A 19,666-nucleotide genomic window follows, 5' to 3' on the forward strand; every position below is an offset into this window, starting at 1 on the left:
TTCAGTACTTTTAACCTAGCTGTTGTTTATTTTCAGCAATTTAAAAAGTATTTATACTTCCATTGAAACAACAACAAACACACAACACAACAACAAAAAACGATTTAAAGAATTTTAGAAAAAACATTTATGATTCCAAAAGTATTTAGCCAAGTTATCGAACTTGGAGATGGAAGAACCATTACATTAGAAACTGGAAAATTAGCAAAACAAGCAGACGGTTCTGTTGTTGTTAGAATGGGAGATACGATGTTATTGGCGACTGTAGTGTCGGCAAGAACCTCTAATCCAGACATTGACTTTTTACCTTTAACAGTAGATTACAGAGAGAAATTTGCTGCCTCAGGACGTTACCCTGGAGGATTTATGAAGCGTGAAGCGCGTCCGAGTAATGAAGAAATCTTAACCATGCGTTTAGTTGACCGTGTATTGCGTCCTTTATTCCCTAAAGATTACCACGCTGAAACACAGGTAATGATCCAATTAATGTCGCATGACGAAAACGTGATGCCAGACGCTTTAGCTGGTTTAGCGGCTTCTACTGCTATTCAATTATCAGACATTCCTTTCGAAGCTCCGATTTCAGAAGTGCGCGTAGCACGTGTAAACGGAGAGTTCATCGTAAACCCAAATTACGAACAACTTAAAGAAGCAGATATCGACCTTATGGTAGGAGCTTCTAAAGATTTCGTTGCCATGGTAGAAGGTGAAATGGAAGAAGTTTCAGAAGAAGAGATGGCAGATGCTATCAAAGTAGCTCACGAAGCTATTAAAGTACAGTGTGAAGCTCAGGTAGCCCTAGCAGAAGCTGTTGGTAAAAAAGAAACTAGAGAGTACGAAGGAGAAGCTTCTGACGAAGCACTTGAGGCACAAATTAACGAAGCTGCTTACCAAAAGTGTTACGAAATCGCTAAAAGAGGGACTTCTAAACAAGAACGTGGAGAAGCGTTTTCTTTGGTAAAAGAAGAAATCTTAGCCACCTTTAGCGAAGAAGAATTAGAAGAAAAAGGAGATTTAATCTCTAAATACTTTAGCAGAGCGCACAAAGCTGCGGTTCGCGATTTAACGTTAAACGAAGGATTGCGTTTAGACGGTAGAACAACTACCGATATTCGTCCAATTTGGTGTGAAGTTGATTATTTACCGAGAACTCACGGTTCATCGATCTTTACACGTGGGGAAACACAAGCATTAGCAACGGTTACCTTAGGTACTTCTCGTGATGCTAACATGATTGATTCACCTACAATTCAAGACGAAGAGCGCTTTTACTTACACTATAACTTCCCTCCATTTTCAACGGGTGAGGCACGTCCATTAAGAGGAACGTCTCGTCGTGAAATCGGACACGGAAACTTAGCACAACGCGCGTTGAAAAAGATGATTCCTGAAGATTGTCCTTATACAGTACGTGTTGTATCTGAAGTATTAGAATCAAACGGTTCTTCTTCTATGGCAACTGTGTGTTCAGGAACCATGGCCTTGATGGATGCTGGAGTTCAAATGAAGAAGCCTGTATCAGGAATCGCTATGGGATTAATTTCTGACGGAGATCGCTACGCTGTATTATCAGATATCTTAGGAGATGAAGATCACTTAGGAGATATGGACTTTAAAGTTACAGGTACTGCAGACGGAATCACCGCTTGTCAGATGGACATTAAAATCAAAGGTTTATCATACGAAATCTTAGTAAAAGCACTTAAGCAAGCACGCGAAGGTCGTTTACACATCTTACAAAAATTAGTAGATACGATTGAGCAACCAAACGCAGATGTAAAAGCGCATGCACCTAAGATGGTTACAGTACGTATTCCTGGTGAATACATCGGAGCCGTTATCGGACCTGGTGGAAAACACATCCAAGAATTACAAAAAGAATCTGAAACTACGATTGTTATCAACGAAGACGAAACTACGGAAGAAGGAATCGTTGAAATTTTAGGAACCAACCAAGAAGGAATTGACAAGGTATTAGCTAGAATTCAAGCAATTACATTCAAACCAGAAAGAGGAAGTGTTTACGAAGTAAAAGTCGTTAAGATTTTAGAATTTGGTGCTGTAGTTGAGTATCAAGAGGCTCCAGGTAATGAGGTATTATTACACATTTCTGAATTGGCTTGGGAGCGTACTAACAACGTAGAAGACGTTGTAAAACTCGGTGACCTACTCGACGTTAAATACTTCGGTGTGGATCCGAAAACGAGAAAAGAGAAAGTTTCTAGAAAGGCATTGTTACCAAGACCTCCTAGAGCTGAGAAAAAACCAAGACCGGAAAAAAAGCAGACAGAGAAATCTGAAAGCAAACAATAAAAACTAAAAAAGGCTACCAAAATTGGTAGCCTTTTTAAATTAAGAGATTTTTGTGAATTATAAGATCTAATTCCCCAATTAGAATCTTAGCAAAAAACCTTACTCTATTAAGAAATTCATTAGTAAAACAATTCAAAAAAAGATTACCCTACTTTTATTTTTAAAAATTTTATTTTTTTTATTCGCTAATTGATTTGGTTTTATTTTTCTTTGCACTCTACAAATGAAAATACAACGAATTACATATCTATCCTTAGGGACCAATCAAGGAGATAAGCTCGACAACCTTCAACAGGCTGTCAATAGTATCGCTACTAAAATTGGAGCTGTTTTACAGGTAGCTCCCGTTTACGAAACTCCTTCGTGGGGATTTGAAAGCAGTGCATTTTACAATACCTGTGTAAAAGTTTCTACCAACCTCCCTCCGGAAGCTCTTTTGACCGCTATTTTAGCCATCGAGCAAGAACTGGGAAGGGTTCGTAACAACTCGGGAGAATACAGTGATAGAAGTATCGATATCGATGTATTGCTGTTTGATGATGAGATCATCTTTTCGAAAAATCTCATCGTACCTCACCCCAGAATGTTGGAACGAAAGTTTGCCTTGGCTCCCTTGGCCGACATCGCTCCCAACAAAATGCACCCCATTGCCAAAGCAAAGTTGATAAACTGCCTTCGCGATTGTACCGACACTTCAGAAATTAAACGAATAGACGCCGTAGTACAGCGCCCTATTCCAATTACTGAAAAGTACAATTACATCGCTATCGAAGGGAATATCGGTGCCGGAAAAACCTCGTTGACCAATATGATGGCCGATGAGTTCAATGCTAAAATTGTTTTGGAACGCTTTGCGGACAATCCGTTTTTGCCAAAGTTTTACGAAGACAACGAACGCTATGCCTTTCCGCTTGAAATGAGTTTTTTGGCCGACAGGTATCAACAACTATCAGACGATTTAGCTCAATTTGACCTGTTTAAAAACTTTATAGTTTCAGATTACTACATTTTTAAGTCGTTGATATTTGCCCAAATCACCTTGCAAAAAGAAGAGTACAAACTCTATCGCAAAATGTTTGATTTGATGTACAAAGAGATAACCAAACCAGATTTGTACGTATATCTCTACCAAAATACCAACAGGCTGTTACAAAACATCAAAAAGCGCGGTCGTGAATACGAGCAAAATATTGAAGCTAGCTACTTGCAAAAAATTCACGATGGCTACGTCAATTTCATTAAGACACAGCAACAAGATTTAAACGTCCTCATCATTGATGTGTCGAATTTAGATTTTGTCAACAATGCTAACGACTACGAGTATATTATCAATACGATAAAGAATCACGAATAAAAAAAAGCTGTCCGAAGACAGCTTTTTTATTTTTTTACCAGTTCTAATTTCTCTGCAAAATAATCACAGAAATCACGCATGGTAGCACTCATTTTTTCATCGTTGGTGGCTCTTTCGAAGCTGTTTGCCATCGATACTAAGGTTTGGTGATAAAACTGTTTCATTTCATCTACTGGCATATCCTTCGTCCACAAGTCCATACGCAGGGTATCTTTTTGCTTGTGATCCCAAACAGACAACATGATGGCTTTTGAATATTGATCTGTGATTCCACCGTCTTCAGCACTCCACTGAATTTCTTCTGGAATTCTATTCTCGTCTAAGCCTACTTTAAAAGTAATTTTCGATGTGTGTTCTACGCTCATTATCTTCTCGGTTTGTATTTTGATTTTGCAAAAATTTGCTCTTCGTTTGTTTTTATTAGTTCTTGCAAAGATACGTCATTATTTTCCATAAATGCGTTCACAATCTGCAGCCCTATCCAAGCTCCTATCTGTCCCGGTGAATCGTTGTCATGAGCCATGTAAAACTTAGAAAATGGAGCGAGGTCCAAAAAGCGACGATCCAAACTTTTATCGGTGCTGTACAAGAGATCTTTTCCTACAAAATAACGCCAAACCTCCTCTTCATTTGCCGATGCCCATGCTAATTTTTCAGGACTGTAGCCCAGTAATACCGGTTCAGCCACAAAAGGTAAGTACTGACTCAATACATATAGCTGTTTCCCCCTGTTGACCACCTTCTCTATAAAACGCCTTCCCGTAGTTATGCGAACCTGCTGTTGTACCAGTGCATTGGCAACATCCACCACGATGCGTTCTCTGGTGTTATTGTGGCGAATATACCCCGGATAATCTCCGTAAAACTCGTGTGCCTCACCGAGGTAAGCATCGAGAGAAATCACCAATACTTCACCGTTGTAAATCACTCTGTGCTGATAATCGATATTAGAAATAACAGTAAATACTTCGGGTTCTAAAAAATTGGGGTTGTAGTGTTTTACATACTGAAAAAAGCGAACCAGATCCGCTTCAACATCGTCAAACTTCTTGAATACTTTGTGCGTTTCACGGTACAATTCCAACTCGTCTTTATCCGTCCTCTTTCGTTCCCATACACTATCGTTCTCAGCGGGGAACATTTTCGGATACTTCGCTTTTAATGCTGGGAGCTCCAGTTCTTGATTTCCGTAAAAATCAACTTCAAAACGCTCCACATTCATGGTTACGGGTATTTTAGAAACATCTATCGATGGTTTCTTTTCCTTAAAACAAGCCGTTAGCAGCAGACTAATTGCCACGAATCCTAATATTTTTCGCATGAAACTTAGTATATTTACAGTTGAGATTAGAACGTCGAAATTACTAAAATAGTTTTAGCCTTTAAAACTAGTTAACTTCAAAAAATCAAAATTCAATGAATACAGCTAAAGTTGCCGATCACATTATTCAATGGTTAAAGAGCTATGCTGAAAATGCAAAAGTAAACGGATTTGTCGTTGGAATATCTGGAGGTATTGACAGCGCCTTAACTTCCACACTTTGTGCAGAAACTGGCTTGCCTACCCTCTGTGTTGAACTGCCTATACACCAAGCGGAAAGCCAAGTAAACAGAGCTAATGAGCACATTGCTCAATTGCGCGAACGCTATCCTAATGTGAGCGAAGCAGAAGTAAATTTAACCAGCACCTTTGAAGATTTTAAAACTGTAGTTCCCGCGGTAGCATCGTCACCAAAAGTAGATTTGGCACTCGCCAATACACGTGCCAGACTGCGTATGACCACCTTGTATTACTTTGCCGGACTTCACGGATTACTCGTAGCAGGTACCGGAAACAAAGTAGAAGATTTTGGCGTAGGATTTTTTACCAAATACGGAGACGGAGGTGTTGACCTAAGTCCGATAGCCGATTTAGTAAAATCAGAGGTATACGAGCTCGCAGCTCATTTAAACGTCCCACAATCTATACAAGAGGCACAGCCTACTGATGGATTATTTGGCGACAGCCGAACTGACGAAGACCAAATTGGCGCATCGTATGATGAATTAGAATGGGCAATGGACATGCAGGCACAAGGAAAAACAGCTGATGATTTTGACGGTAGAAAATTGGAAGTGTTCACTATTTACACCCGCTTAAACCGAATCAATCAGCATAAAATGGTTCCGATACCCGTATGTGAAATACCTAAAGAATTAAAGTAAATTAACCGAAATTAACTGTTGTTTAATTCTTTTGTAGGCTCGTTTTTTTTGTCCGTTTGAAATTTTAAAGGGGAGTAAAATAATCAGCCGAATTAGCTCACAAAATTGCAGCAACTTTCTCATTTCTTATTTGATTTCTTGTTCTTTCCGTGCGCTAAATTACAAAAAAAAAACAAACTTATGTTAGGAATACATTAAGCTTATCCCCCTGTTTTTTAGGGGGATATTCCTATATTACTCGATTGAGCCTTTCGAAGAGTAAGCGTTTTAGGTCGGTATAATTCCCTATTTCTTCCAAATCAGGCACCACTTCACCTGATTGCATCTCTGTCATTATCCCTTGTATTTTCTTTTCTATGAGTACGCGTCTCAAATTTAGAATAGCATCTGTAACTAATTTGGGAAGTATTTTTTCTATTTCGGTAACAAATACCTCTTTGCGCTCCCAACTGCTCAAGGTATATTTTTCCTCGTCCATAAGAATGTTGGTCACCAAACTGGCTATTTCCGTATTCTCGTGCATAATTAGCTCATCTACCACAATCTTTTCACGTTGGTTCATTTGGCTTACCATTTCGTAATAGGTTAAACGAAACAACTCGTTGGAAAACTCAATTTCATCTTCTTGTAAATTGAGGTATAGCTCATTAGATACAGTATTTTGATATTCTTCTTTTTCCAGTATCGGACGCCCGTGTTTATCAAAAGCATCTACCCAGTTTTCAAAATCGACCAATTCATTCCCGTACAGCAATAAAATTCTGAGTATCTCCTTTTCCAAGATGCTCACTTGGTCAATTTTTTGTTGTGCTCGGCTCCCTGCTCTTCCTTTAATGAGCTCCATTCCTTTACCTTCGCGCCCCTTACTAGCCAAGCGTTCTTGTACGGAAGGACGCGGACCAGCACTGCCACTATTGGCTCTTCTCGTCCCTGCTCCTTTGTTGAGCAATTGAGCGAGTTCACTCGCTAAAACCTGTTCGGAAATATCCATGATATTCGCACACTCCTGTACGTATACTTCACGTTGAATTCCGTCTGGAATCTTTGAGATACTCGTAACAATATCACGGATCAATCCAGCTTTTTTAACAGGATCGTTCTCCGCCTCCTTCATCAGCAAAGACACCTTAAATTCAATAAAGTCTTGTGCTTTGTCGTTTAGGTATTGCTTGAGTTCAGCACTTGAATTGGCACGCGCAAAACTGTCCGGATCTTCTCCTTCTGGAAATGAGACTACCTTGACATTCATACCCTGTTCCAGAATCAAATCAATCCCTCGTAGTGAAGCCCTGATTCCGGCAGCATCTCCATCAAATAGTACGGTAATATTCTTAGTCAGTCGATTGATAAGACGAATCTGATCGGGGGTCAAGGCCGTTCCGGACGATGCCACCACGTTTTCTACACCCGCTTGATGAAAAGAAATCACATCTGTATAACCTTCTACCAAGTAACAATTGTCTTGTTTTGCAATTTCCTTTTTGGCCAAATACAGTCCGTACAGAATTTTACTCTTGTGATAAATCGGGCTTTCTGGTGAATTTAAATACTTTGCCGCTTTTTTATCATTGGTCAAAATACGTCCTCCGAATCCTAAAATACGTCCAGACATACTGTGAATAGGAAACATTACCCTTCCTTTAAAGCGGTCAAATTTACGCAGTGAAGTCCCTCCCTCTTTAACGATTGTCAATCCGGTTTCTTTGAGGTATTTAAGATCGTATCCCTTTTTTAAAGCGGCATTGGTAAAATTATCCCATTCATCCTTACAGTACCCCAAATCGAACTTCTCAATGGTTTCCTCTCGAAACCCGCGTTCTTTAAAATAAGACAGTCCTATGGCCCTACCGCTCTGGGTATTCATTAAAACATCGTGGAAATAATCTTTAGCGAATTTCGAAACTAAGAACATGCTTTCTCGCTCGTTCATTTGTTCTTTTTGCTCGTCGCTCTGCTGAGTTTCCTCGATTTCTATATTGTATTTTTTGGCTAGCCAACGAATGGCTTCTGGGTAAGTATAATGCTCGTGTTCCATTAAAAAAGACACGGCATTCCCCCCTTTTCCGGTACTAAAGTCTTTCCATATTTGCTTGACCGGTGACACCACAAATGAAGGCGTTTTCTCATCTGTAAAAGGACTTAATCCTTTAAAATTGGATCCTGCCTTTTTCAGCTGTACAAATTCCCCAATAACTTCTTCTACACGAGAAATTTCAAAAACCTTGTCAATTGTATTTTGTGTAATCATAATAATCTAATGCCGTTGCAAAGATACGAGAATTGAATTGTGATAATTTTAAGAATATCTACAATAAATAAATTGTACAGATTCATTCAATTCTATAATTTTGCCGAAAATTCCCTTTTTTATGAAATTAATTAGTACATGCCTTGCTGCATTTTTATTGACGCTTCAACTCACTGCTCAGGAAACTATTCCTATCCCTGATGTTGGATTTGAAGAAGCTTTAATCGCCCTAAAATACGACTCCAATGGATTGACGGGAAATATTTTAGTTAGCGATATTAAGTACATCGTCAATTTAAATATCAACAACGCAACTAAAAACGAAAAACTACCTAATGTAAACTCTCCTATCAAGAGTTTAGAAGGTATTGAACACTTTAGTAATCTAAAGCGCTTAGACTGTGCTGAAAATGCCATTACCAAATTGGACCTTTCAAAAAACGCACAGTTAAACTTTTTGAATTGTAGCGATAACAAAATCGAGTATTTAGATTTGAGCAACAATCCAGAACTTTACGCCATCAATTGTGATTACAACAAACTAGGTACTTTACTACTCGGTGAAAAACCTGCATTAAAAGATTTGTATTGTAACAACAACCAATTGCAGTCATTAGACATCAGTGGATGTGCTACCTTGACCAATTTGGATGCGAGTTCAAACAAAATGAAAACACTCTTCATCAAAAAAGAGTATTACGATGCATTGTCAGAAGGGTGGTACAAAGATCCTAAAACGGCTTATGCTGAAAAATCAGGTGAAGCTTATTTTGACGACCAGCTAGCCCCTAAAAAAGAGGCTGCTCCTGCACCGAGTCAAAAACAAACGACAGCAACAACACCTGCAGCTACTGCCAGCACTACCAACTCGGCTAGCGCTAACGATTCTGCTGCGAGTTATTTTGAAAAGTTTAAAAAATCGGTAGTTGCAGAATACGATCAGTTGGTACTCGCACCAAAGCACTTGACTAAAACACAGTTAGACATCCAAGCGAAATACCACTTAAATCAAAAAGATTTGAGTACTTGGATTAGCCAATACGGAAAGTTGTCTCTTCACAATGTGGAACGCTCAAAATCGACCTATACGATTGATAGCTCTACGCATTTCCTTAAAAAGTTCAGACAATCAGCGATTGAAGAATACGAAAGTTTGATTTTAGATGCTGCCTACTTGCGTAGCAAACGCGAAGAAATTCAGAAAAAATACAATATTTCGGCAAGTGAATTCAATACTTGGTTAGGAAAATACGGGAAGCTCTCGTTAAAACAAGCACCTAAACCAGCAGAGAACGCTGCGGATTATTACAATAAATTTAAAAAGGCGGTCGTTGCGGAATACGAAATGGCCGTATTGAGTCCGGCACATTTGTTAAGTACCAAAGAAGCCGTTCAAAAGAAGTACAAACTAAGCGCCAAGGAATTGGGAGATTGGATTACTCAATTGAGTACGATTAACCGATAAGCTGTTTGCTTAACATACGAGACAAAAAAACCGCGGAGTTGTTCAACTCCGCGGTTTTTTTATTCAATCGATAGCTTCTTCGTTGTCGTTATTACGAAGCCGCACGTAATTTTGTCAAGGCATTTTTAGTGAGTTTATGCTCTGCATAAGCTTTATCAACAACAAATTCCTTCTCGTCTGCACTTGGCAGCTCGAACATGGCATCGGTTAAAATTGCCTCACATAGTGAACGCAACCCTCTTGCTCCTAACTTGTACTCTACTGCTTTTTCAACGATGAAATTCAAGGCTTCTTCAGTTACAGAAAAAGCGACATCGTCCATTTCAAAGAGTTTTGTATACTGTTTGATAATCGAATTTTTCGGTTCCGTTAAGATCGCCCTTAGGGTTTCAGCATCTAAGGGGTTCATATAACTCAATACTGGTAAACGTCCGATAATCTCAGGGATCAACCCGAAGTTTTTTAAATCAGAAGGAATGATGTATTGCAATAAATTTGATTCGTCAATTTTATCCTCATCAATAGAAGCACTATATCCAACCGCCTGCATATTCAATCGTTTACTAATAATACGATCGATACCCGAAAATGCACCTCCTGCGATAAAAAGGATGTCTTTAGTATTGACTTCTATAAACTTTTGTTCTGGGTGCTTACGTCCACCTTTTGGTGCCACATTTACCACAGCTCCTTCTAATAATTTCAACAAGGCCTGTTGTACCCCTTCTCCAGAAACATCTCTTGTAATAGACGGATTATCTCCTTTACGAGCAATTTTATCAATCTCGTCGATAAAAACAATACCGCGTTCAGCTTTGTCTACATCGTAGTCCGCAGCTTGCAACAAACGGCTTAAGATACTCTCTACATCTTCACCTACATATCCTGCCTGCGTCAACACGGTAGCATCGACGATAGAAAACGGAACGTTTAACATTTTTGCGATGGTACGAGCTACTAGGGTCTTCCCTGTTCCTGTTTCTCCTACCAAAACGATGTTCGACTTCTCGATTTCCACCTCATTTTCATCATCACGCGTTTGTAACAAGCGCTTGTAATGATTGTATACCGCTACAGACATGGCTCTTTTTGTTTGATCCTGTCCTATGATATATTCATCCAAAAAAGCTTTGATCTCTTTAGGCTTTTTCAAAGTGAGATCGTTAGACAAACTACTGGTGCGAGCCTCTGCGATTTCCTCTTCGACAATCCCGTGGGCTTGCTCGATACACTTATCGCAAATATGCGCATCCAATCCAGCGATTAACAAATCCGTTTCTGGTTTTTTACGACCACAAAAAGAACACTGTAAATTTTCTTCTTTCGACATTATTCTTACGTTAATTTAGTATTTAATCAAAAAGCCTACTAACAAAAAAGTAGGCCTTTGTTCTGTAATTTCTCAGAAATTACTTTCTTGATAGAATTTCATCTACCATTCCGTATGCTTTAGCTTCCTCAGCTTTCATCCAATAATCTCTATCAGAATCTGCGTGTACTTTATCGAAGTCTTGCCCTGAATGGTGTGAAATGATATTGTATAATTCCGTTTTTAACTTTCCTATTTCCTTAACAGTAATTTCCATATCAGAAGCCTGTCCTTGTGCCCCACCTAATGGTTGATGAATCATGATACGAGAGTGCGGTAATGCTGAACGCTTTCCTTTCTCTCCTGCACACATTAACACTGCTCCCATAGAGGCTGCCATTCCCGTACAAATAGTAGCTACATCTGGCTTGATAAACTGCATAGTATCGTAGATACCTAAACCTGCGTATACGCCACCTCCTGGTGAATTGATATAAATAGAAATATCCTTCGTCGCATCCACGCTTTCTAAGAACAATAACTGCGCTTGAATTACATTGGCTACTTGGTCGTTAATTCCAGTTCCAAGAAATATAATTCTATCCATCATCAAACGAGAAAAAACGTCCATCTGTGTAATGTTCAACTGGCGTTCTTCCATGATGTATGGGGTTAAACTACTGGTAATTTTTCCGTAGTAAGCACTGTTTATACCGTGGTGCTTAGTCGCGTATTTTTCGAATTCTTTTCCGTAATCCATTGTTTAAAGTTTTTCGGGTTATAAGATGTAAATATACTAACATTTTTTATTTTCTAGGAGCATAAGTTTATCGAACTGAGCCATTGAAATACTGCTTCTGTGCATCTCAAAACGACACGAGGCAAATTGTGAGGTTTCACGTGGTTGCTTTTGTCGATTACAACTTGAAACTCTCGGTATATCAAGGTGTATTTTCCCTAGAAAAACCATAAAAAAAGCCGCATCTAACGATGCGACTTAGGTATGTGCTTTACAGCGAGGTTTTATTGATTTGCATCAACGTTGTACACCTCTTTAATGAAATCTTCGTAAGAAACTTCTTTCGTATCGAAAGTCATGTTATCTTTAAAGAAAGATACTAACTTTTGAGAAACTAATTGCTCTTGTAAGCGACGTGCTTCTTCTTGGTTTGATAAAATTCTTCCAGCGATATCGTCTAATTCTTTCTCCTCTGGGTTCATGTTACCGAACTGAGCCATCTGTGCTTTGATGAATCCTTTTGCGTACTCTACCAATTCAGCATAATCAATTTTGATATCGTTATCTTTCATGATTTTACCTTCGATTAACTGGTAACGCAATCCTTTTTCAGACTTCTCGTACTCAGCAACCGCTTCTTCAGCAGTTAATTCTTTTTCACCAGCAGTTTGTAACCACTTTTGTAAAAATTCTTTTGGTAAGTCAAAGCTCGTATTTGCAACTAAACTCTCAGTAACAGCGTTCAATAACTGTTGGTCTGCTTGCTGTTGGAATTGCTTTTCTGCATCCTCTTTGATTTTCTCCTTTAACTCCGTTACATTCTTTACGCTTCCGTCAGCAAATAACTTATCGAATAACTCTTGATCTAACTCTGCTTTTTCAGTTTTGTTGATCTCTTCAACAGTCAATTGTACTTCTACGTCTAAATCGTGTGCCTCGTCGTGAGAAACTCCTAATACGTTTTGTAATTTATGTGCATCTTCGAAAAGCTCTTTAGATGCTAAAGTAACAACATCACCAACTTTTGCTCCAATAAACATTCCGCGGTTTGCATCTCCGTTTAATTCAGCGATTGCAAACGTCGCTTTCTTATCAATTCCTTTCTCTTCGTTCACGAAAGTACCTGTGATACTCGCTTGCTCTTCACCTGCCTCTAAAGAAATTAACTTTCCGTAACGTGTTTGAATGTTTTCTACTTCCTTCTCAATTAACTCTTCAGTAGCTACGATGTTGTACTGCTTTACAGTTTCTGCATTTAAATCAACGTTGAATTCAGGAGCTAATCCTAATTCGAACTCAAATGAGAATTGCTCAGCATCCCATGAAAACTCATCGTTTACTTTTGGTAACGGATTTCCTAAGATATCTAACTTCTCCTCTACTAAGAACTTGTTTAATGATTCTTGTAAAAGTTTGTTTACCTCATCAATCATTACTGCCTTACCGTACTGTTTTTTAACCATTCCCATTGGAACATGTCCTTTTCTAAATCCAGGAATAGTAGCTGTCTTACGGTAGTCATTTAATACTTTCGTTACTTTATCTTGATAATCCTCTGCAACAATATCAACTTTTACAATTGCATTTAAAGCATCTACGTTTTCTTTTGTTATGTTCATCTTAAAAATCTGTTTCTTTTAAAATCGGGGGCAAAATTACTACTTTTCTTATTGAGAACCAAGCCTTTTCACGAGAAGTAATTAATCGCCTAAATTATTAATTATTATATGGTCTTTTTAGGGGTATAAACAGCTTGGCTATCACTTAGTTTCCTCTTCTTTTATCAAAGAGAATAGTATGCTGCGGAAAATCCACAACATAAAACTGAACACAAAAGCGGTAAAAAAACCACTGACCGCAAATCCACTTACTAAACTTCCTGCGAGCATTACAATGAGGGCATTGATCACAAGTAAAAAGAACCCCAGTGTTACAATCGTCGCCGGTAAGGTAAAAAAGATTAATATAGGCCTGACAAAAGTATTGAGCAACGCCAACGTTACCGCTACAAAAAAGGCTGTCAAATAATCCGTTACCACAACACCGGGCAGTAATTTAGCCAAGACTAAAACCGCAACAGAAGTCAGTATTAATTTTAATAAAAGTTTCATACGCTATGGTTTTTATATCACTTTCTGTGATGTTTATAGTAACTTACCCTCCACAATTGTACCAAACCATAGAAACTGCACTTTTGTCAGTCTCTCTCGCTAATTTTAATCTAAACACATGAAAACTTTTCTTCAATCTTTTCATATACTCACCGCTGAGGACATCGAGAATTTCATGAAACACACGCGACGAAAAACCGTGCAAAAAGGTGCGTTTTTCGTTCATGAAAATGAACATTGCAATGAAGTGGCCTTTATTGAATCGGGCTTGTTTCGCTCGTTTTACCACAACAGCAATGGCGAGGAAGTTACCTATTGTTTTTTATCAGAACAATCCTTGCTCACCGCCTACTCAGCCTATATTACAGGACAACGCACCACTGAAAACATTCAGGCTTTGGCACCTTCGGAACTCGTATACATTTCAAAATCCGCACTGGAAGAGCTCCAAGAAAACAACGTCCGTTGGCTCACGGTATTCAAAACACTGGCTGAGCAAGAATACCTGAATTTAGAACGGCGAATTTTTACCTTACAGCGAGAAAGTGCAGAACAGCGCTACCTGCATTTATTGCAGCACCACCCAAAATACTTACTGGAAATTCCTCTCCAATACCTGGCCTCCTACTTGGGTATTAGCCAACGACATCTCAGCAGAATTCGGCAGCAGATCAAAAATTAGACAAATGTCCGGTGACTTCCTTTTTAAGCCTCGTTACTTTGCTAAAAACAACAGTCATGAAAAAAATTCTCATCATCAACGGACATCCAAATACGGAAAGCTTCAATCACAGTTTAGCTGCAGCCTACCAACAAGGAGCTCAAGATAGCAATGCTGAAGTAGCTGTGATCAATATTGCCGCTTTAGATTTTAACCCTAACCTCCGTTACGGCTATCGCAAGCGCACCTCTTTAGAACCAGACTTAGAACGGGCTATTGCCATGCTAAAAGCTGCAGAGCATTTGGTTTGGGTTTTTCCAACTTGGTGGGCTAGCTACCCCGCCATTATGAAAGGGTTTATCGACCGTACTTTTCTACCGGGTATCACCTTTGAAACACAGCAAAAATCGCCCTTTCCCAAGCCTTTGTTAAAGGGAAAGTCAGCAAGAGTCATCATTACCTCAGACACCCCAAAATGGTATGATTTTTTGTATATGAAACGTCCTGTTCACCATCAGTTTAACAAAGGAGTACTGGCTTTCTGTGGTGTTTCGCCCATCAAAACCACGTATATCTCAGTAATTAAAAACTCCAATGAAAAACAACGTGCCTCTTGGTTAAATCAGGTGTATGCATTGGGAAAAAAACAGCTTTAACTATAGGTTGTTTAGCCTTGAGGGGGAGAACGCCCCTCATTTTTCTTTTTCCTAGGCAACTCGTTTAATTATTTGTAATTTTACTCTATAAAAGAAAGAAAAATGATTGCTAAAAACAACTATCCAAAAAGCCCTACAATTCCTGAGGGCCTTACCAAACTACCCAACACTTACAAATTCAAAGCCTTTTTTGCCATTGTTGCCATTGTTTTGTTTTTTGCCCTGTACACCTCTTTGATAGTCGCCTTGTTTTACCTGACAAAACTGGCCATTACCTATCCTATGGGTTCCATAAACAAAATTACCATACTCCTAAAAATTGGAGCAATTGCTGGAGCCGGAATGCTATTCGTATTTACGCTAAAGTTCGTATTTAAACTTCGGAACCCTACGAGAACGAATCGATTAAAACTGGATTCCAATACACATCCAGAACTCTGGTCCTTTGTCCATCAAATTTGCGCAGAGACCGGAGCCCCAAAACCTAAAAACATCTATGTTGACCCCGATGTAAATGCCTATGTTTCGTATAGCAATATGTGGTTAAGCCTACTATTACCTATCAAAAAAGAGCTGACTATCGGTATCGGATTGATCGACAGCTTAAACCTTTCTGAATTCAAAGCAGTTATATCGCACGAGTTTGGACATTTCGCACAAAAATCTATGAAAATTGGTAGTTATATTCATTCTGCTAACACCATTATTCACGGTATGATTTACGATCGAGATAGCTGGGATTCAGCCTTGGAGAGCTGGAGAGCCTCAGACATCCGCTTATCACTTGCCGCATGGCTCATTACACCGGTAATTTGGGTTATTCGACAAACTCTGGCACTGTTTTACCAGCTCTTAAACATAATGTATTCTTCACTTTCGAGAGAAATGGAGTTTAATGCCGATAAAGTAGCCATCAGTACTTCTGGAAGTGACGCCATTATTTCGGCCTTGTGGAAACTTGACAGTGGCTTCGATTACTGGAATCAAACACTTAATCACGCATACCTGGCACTGTCCAAAGAGGTCTATTCAGAAAACTTGTATGTTCACAACCAAAAATTACACGAAGAACACCTTCCACATCAACAAAAAAAACTCGACGAACTGCAAGCACATCCGTTAGGAGGCATAGCCTATTTTACCACGACGAGTACTTCAAAGGTAGGTATGTATGCTAGTCACCCACCTAATGATCATCGTCAGGAAAGTGCCAAATTGCCTTATATCGCATGTGAGCAGGACTTAAGATCTCCTTGGATCTTGTTTTCAAACCCCGTACAACTTCAGCAAACTGTCACGGCACTTGTTTACAAAGAATACCTGCAAAAATCCCCTACTGAATTTTCTAGTCCTGAAGATTTCGAACATTTTATCACACAAGAAAAACTAGGAGATGATTTACTGCAAGAATACCATCACACCTTTGCAGAACGTCATTTACATTTGGAACCCATCGAAACACTCCTCAGTACATCTGATGCGATCACTGCTGTTTCAGCAACCACTATTACAGACTTAAAAGAGGAATTAAAAAAGCGAATGCAACCTTTTCAAGAAATTGGAATACTCATAGAACAAGCTGTAGCGATTGCTCAAGGTACGGCAACGAGTTCTTCATTTCATTTCCAGCAAAAGGAATACACTAAAAAAACAGTAGAAGAAGGCTACCTAAAACTACTGGAAGAAAGAGAACGCATCCTTCAGGAAGACTTTAAACAGTGGGACATCGATTTTTGCGTTATCCATCTCCACTTAGCTACTCGATTTGATTCTCGAGCTGACTTGTTACACCTGTATGAACAACACGCCTACTTTACAGAGCTCTACAGCACCGTTAACCGTTCAAAAATGGCAATCATGAGCGCTTTTCAAGAACTTCAAGAGCAAGGTCAATTCGAAGAAGGTGATCAAGTAAAGTTTAGCAATCTGGTGCGGGAAGTAGTGAGCTTACTCAACAAGTGCATTCAAAAAATTGACACACTCAACTTTAGTCCCCTTCCAAACATTGAAACAAAACAGGAACTGAAGACACTTGTACAGCCTTCGGGTGAATTGGTCATAGGAAGTGGTAATGTTTTTGAAAACCAACGCTTAGAAAATTGCATACAGCACATAGAAAAGGCAATCCATTCCTGTCATCGAATCGAGCAGAAAAGTATCGTACGCATTTTGAGCCATCACAAAAAACTGCACGAACAATTGCGAGCTTCCTGCGTGGATCAGGTAGTATAATATTGAGAAAAGAGAAATACCTTAGGCTATTTCTCTTTTTTATTCTTCAGCCTCCGCTGATTTTTTTGTCAAGTACACCATTTGAGACTCCAACACTTCATGAATTTCTGAATCTGTAGCCAACAAATCCATCAACTGTGTTTTAATTTCACTTTTCAATCGCAGTGTCTGGAATTTTGAATTGGTCTCATTGATCGGATTTTTCAATCCGCTAAACAAATGCATTTCTCCTTTTCCGGTAAGCAACCAGGTCGGGTTAATTTCAGGAAATGCAATGAGAATTTTGTTCAAAACATTGCTCTTAAATGAAGACTTTCTTCGAATAGCCGTTCCAATTGAATTGTTAGAAACTTGAACTTTCTCCTCAAAAGACTTCACATTTAAATGGTTACTTACAATAATTTTCTCAACTCTTTTGTAAGTTTCATCAATATAATCACCGAGTTTATTCATCAACTATATAACTTTATTCTAATTTTAACATTTTTTTGTTTGCAGTATTAGAGTTTTGCGTTATATTTGAAGCGCATTATTCACAAAACTCCTACAAATATAATTAATCAACTTGCTTTCTCAAGCAACTGACTCAATTTTTTGAGTATCAACGAGAAACAAGCTTGTTCCTATTCGGATAACAGCGATTCACTTTTTGCTACGAAATCCTGTTTTTGTCCAAAACTTTTACGAACTATACTTGGATCTTAGTTACTAAGACCGATATTTTTTGCTGAGCAAGGGATCGTTTTTTAAAATTTAAGTAATAAAAGTCTCATTCAAATTCTAAAAACATCAATATCCCGAGGACGAAAGCGGGGTGGATAGATTCATGCTACCGCCTCGCTTTTATTTATTTAGATTCTGTTAAGAACTCCGAAACAATCTCGTAAAATTCTTGTGGATTTTCTGCGTGTAACCAATGTCCAGCCTTACTCACCGTTTTGACGATAGCAGCCGGGAAATGCGCTTGAATCAACGGATAATCTTCTCGCTGAATATAGCTAGAACGCTCTCCTGCAACGAAGAGGGTTGCCCCTTCATACACCTCAAAAGCGGGTAAAGCACGTCCTACCTCACGGTTATTTTCTGTAAGTCCCTTTACATTGAATCGAAAATCCAGCACGCCTTTTTCTCGCCAATATACGCTGCGCATTAAAAATTGACGTACCCCAACTTCAGGAATCAAGACACTCAATCGTTCATCGACTAACTTTCTACTACTATCCACGCTAAAATCAACAGCATTTAAAGCGGCTAAAATTTCGTTGTGATGTGGCGGGTACTCTTTTGGACCAATATCTACGACAACGAGCTTTTCCACGAGTTCTGGATATTGTGTAGCAAAGAGCATAGCGGTTTTCCCACCCATTGAATGTCCTAGAACACAACATTTACTCAATCCTTTTGCTGTAATATAATGCAATAGATCTTCTACCAACACCTCGTAATCAAAGACGTCGCTATGAAAACTTCGACCGTGATTTCGCTGGTCAATCATGTGCACTTCAAATCCAATTTTAGACAGCGCTAACGCATGAGTTTTCCAGTTGTCTCCCATACCGAAATACCCGTGTAATATGAGCAATGGCGTCCCCGCTCCTACTACCTTACTGTGTAACATTTCCATAAACCCGATTTATCCTTTGAGTCGGTCCAAGTACATGTTCACCACGTTCTCTATACCGAGATAAATGCTTTCTGAAATTAAGGCATGTCCTATAGACACCTCGGCTAAATTTGGGATCTCACTTTTGAAAAATGCGATATTGTCCAAATTCAAATCATGTCCCGCGTTAATTCCTAAACCTAGCTCATGTGCGCGAATAGCTGCCTCTCGATAAGCCTTTACGCCCGCCGTGTTTCCGGCTTCAAAATCTTTCGCAAACTGCTCAGTATACAATTCTATTCTATCAGCCCCAGTAGTCGCTGCCGCTTCGATCAAAGCGAGATCCGTATCGATAAAAATCGATGTTCTGATACCAGCATCTTTAAAGGTTTTAATTACTTCTTTGAGGTAATCTTGGTGTGTTACCGTATCCCAACCAGCATTTGAGGTAAGTACTTCTTCCGAGTCAGGAACCAAAGTAACCTGGGTAGGTTTTATGTCCAGTACTAAATCGACAAATTGCGGAATTGGATTTCCTTCGATATTGTACTCCGTAGTCACTACGGATTTTAGATCATAGGCATCTTGATAACGGATATGACGCTGATCGGGTCTCGGATGAATCGTAATCCCTTGAGCACCAAAATCCTGAACATCTGCAGCAACCTTTAATAAATTAGGAACATTACCTCCTCGAGAGTTCCTTAGCGTTGCTATTTTATTTATATTTACACTTAGCTTTGTCATTGTAAAATACATTTGCTCTTTTT

General features: G+C 39.0%; 17 protein-coding genes. 7 read left to right on the forward strand and 10 right to left on the reverse strand.

The window, feature by feature from the left end; translation table 11 throughout:
- Positions 1–129 precede the first annotated feature (129 nt).
- Entirely contained in the window at positions 130–2,313 is a 2,184-nt protein-coding gene (locus ACXAG7_RS17905) for a polyribonucleotide nucleotidyltransferase (RefSeq protein ID WP_476667689.1), read from the forward strand.
- 223 nt (positions 2,314–2,536) lie between these two features.
- Complete coding sequence (gene folK, locus ACXAG7_RS17910; RefSeq protein WP_408042633.1) at positions 2,537–3,667, forward strand: 2-amino-4-hydroxy-6-hydroxymethyldihydropteridine diphosphokinase; 1,131 nt, start codon at positions 2,537–2,539, stop codon at positions 3,665–3,667.
- 26 nt (positions 3,668–3,693) lie between these two features.
- On the opposite strand, the gene gldC is transcribed toward folK, so the two are convergent.
- Positions 3,694–4,032, reverse strand: a complete 339-nt coding sequence (gldC, locus tag ACXAG7_RS17915) for a gliding motility protein GldC (RefSeq protein WP_408042632.1) — start codon at positions 4,030–4,032, stop codon at positions 3,694–3,696.
- Positions 4,032–4,988: a gliding motility lipoprotein GldB gene (gldB, locus tag ACXAG7_RS17920; RefSeq protein ID WP_408042631.1), complete on the reverse strand. Its 957-nt coding sequence runs from the start codon at positions 4,986–4,988 to the stop codon at positions 4,032–4,034. Before gldB ends, gldC begins: the two co-directional genes overlap by 1 nt.
- A 95-nt stretch (positions 4,989–5,083) precedes the next feature.
- Here gldB and nadE point away from each other — a divergent pair, with 95 nt between their 5' ends.
- The gene (nadE, locus tag ACXAG7_RS17925; protein WP_408042630.1) at positions 5,084–5,872 is read left to right on the forward strand and encodes an NAD(+) synthase; all 789 of its coding nucleotides are present in this window, start codon (positions 5,084–5,086) and stop codon (positions 5,870–5,872) included.
- A gap of 229 nt (positions 5,873–6,101) precedes the next feature.
- Here nadE and dnaG read toward each other — a convergent pair whose 3' ends face one another.
- Entirely contained in the window at positions 6,102–8,120 is a 2,019-nt protein-coding gene (gene dnaG, locus ACXAG7_RS17930) for a DNA primase (RefSeq protein ID WP_408042629.1), read from the reverse strand.
- A 121-nt stretch (positions 8,121–8,241) separates the two neighbouring features.
- On the opposite strand from dnaG, the gene ACXAG7_RS17935 reads away from it, so the two are divergent.
- Positions 8,242–9,585 carry a leucine-rich repeat domain-containing protein gene (locus ACXAG7_RS17935; RefSeq protein WP_408042628.1) on the forward strand — a complete coding sequence of 448 codons (1,344 nt, stop codon included), beginning with the start codon at positions 8,242–8,244 and terminating at the stop codon, positions 9,583–9,585.
- A 91-nt stretch (positions 9,586–9,676) separates the two neighbouring features.
- On the opposite strand, the gene clpX is transcribed toward ACXAG7_RS17935, so the two are convergent.
- The 4 genes from clpX to ACXAG7_RS17955 form a co-directional block, all read right to left on the reverse strand.
- Positions 9,677–10,915: an ATP-dependent Clp protease ATP-binding subunit ClpX gene (gene clpX / locus ACXAG7_RS17940; protein ID WP_408042627.1), complete on the reverse strand. Its 1,239-nt coding sequence runs from the start codon at positions 10,913–10,915 to the stop codon at positions 9,677–9,679.
- A 79-nt stretch (positions 10,916–10,994) separates the two neighbouring features.
- The gene (clpP, locus tag ACXAG7_RS17945; protein ID WP_408042626.1) at positions 10,995–11,654 is read right to left on the reverse strand and encodes an ATP-dependent Clp endopeptidase proteolytic subunit ClpP; all 660 of its coding nucleotides are present in this window, start codon (positions 11,652–11,654) and stop codon (positions 10,995–10,997) included.
- A gap of 263 nt (positions 11,655–11,917) precedes the next feature.
- The gene (gene tig / locus ACXAG7_RS17950; protein WP_408042625.1) at positions 11,918–13,252 is read right to left on the reverse strand and encodes a trigger factor; all 1,335 of its coding nucleotides are present in this window, start codon (positions 13,250–13,252) and stop codon (positions 11,918–11,920) included.
- Between the two features lie 141 nt (positions 13,253–13,393).
- A complete protein-coding gene (locus tag ACXAG7_RS17955; RefSeq protein WP_408042624.1) occupies positions 13,394–13,744 on the reverse strand; it encodes a phage holin family protein in 351 nt (116 codons plus the stop codon).
- Between the two features lie 118 nt (positions 13,745–13,862).
- Between ACXAG7_RS17955 and ACXAG7_RS17960 the strand changes: the two genes are divergently transcribed.
- From ACXAG7_RS17960 to ACXAG7_RS17970, 3 genes are all read left to right on the forward strand, one after another.
- On the forward strand, positions 13,863–14,426 hold the full coding sequence (locus tag ACXAG7_RS17960; protein WP_476667690.1) for a Crp/Fnr family transcriptional regulator: 564 nt from the start codon (positions 13,863–13,865) through the stop codon (positions 14,424–14,426).
- 56 nt (positions 14,427–14,482) lie between these two features.
- Positions 14,483–15,061, forward strand: a complete 579-nt coding sequence (locus ACXAG7_RS17965; protein WP_476667691.1) for an NAD(P)H-dependent oxidoreductase — start codon at positions 14,483–14,485, stop codon at positions 15,059–15,061.
- 102 nt (positions 15,062–15,163) lie between these two features.
- Positions 15,164–17,293, forward strand: coding sequence for a M48 family metalloprotease (locus ACXAG7_RS17970; protein ID WP_476667692.1), 2,130 nt, complete (start codon positions 15,164–15,166; stop codon positions 17,291–17,293).
- 39 nt (positions 17,294–17,332) lie between these two features.
- Here ACXAG7_RS17970 and ACXAG7_RS17975 read toward each other — a convergent pair whose 3' ends face one another.
- The 3 genes from ACXAG7_RS17975 to ACXAG7_RS17985 form a co-directional block, all read right to left on the reverse strand.
- Complete coding sequence (locus ACXAG7_RS17975) at positions 17,333–17,746, reverse strand: hypothetical protein (protein WP_408042620.1); 414 nt, start codon at positions 17,744–17,746, stop codon at positions 17,333–17,335.
- Between the two features lie 394 nt (positions 17,747–18,140).
- Positions 18,141–18,917: an alpha/beta fold hydrolase gene (locus tag ACXAG7_RS17980; RefSeq protein WP_408042619.1), complete on the reverse strand. Its 777-nt coding sequence runs from the start codon at positions 18,915–18,917 to the stop codon at positions 18,141–18,143.
- 9 nt (positions 18,918–18,926) lie between these two features.
- Positions 18,927–19,643 carry a pyridoxine 5'-phosphate synthase gene (locus ACXAG7_RS17985; protein WP_408042618.1) on the reverse strand — a complete coding sequence of 239 codons (717 nt, stop codon included), beginning with the start codon at positions 19,641–19,643 and terminating at the stop codon, positions 18,927–18,929.
- Positions 19,644–19,666 lie beyond the last annotated feature (23 nt).

The sequence above is a fragment of the Tenacibaculum sp. AWR4_210 genome (assembly GCF_056160945.1).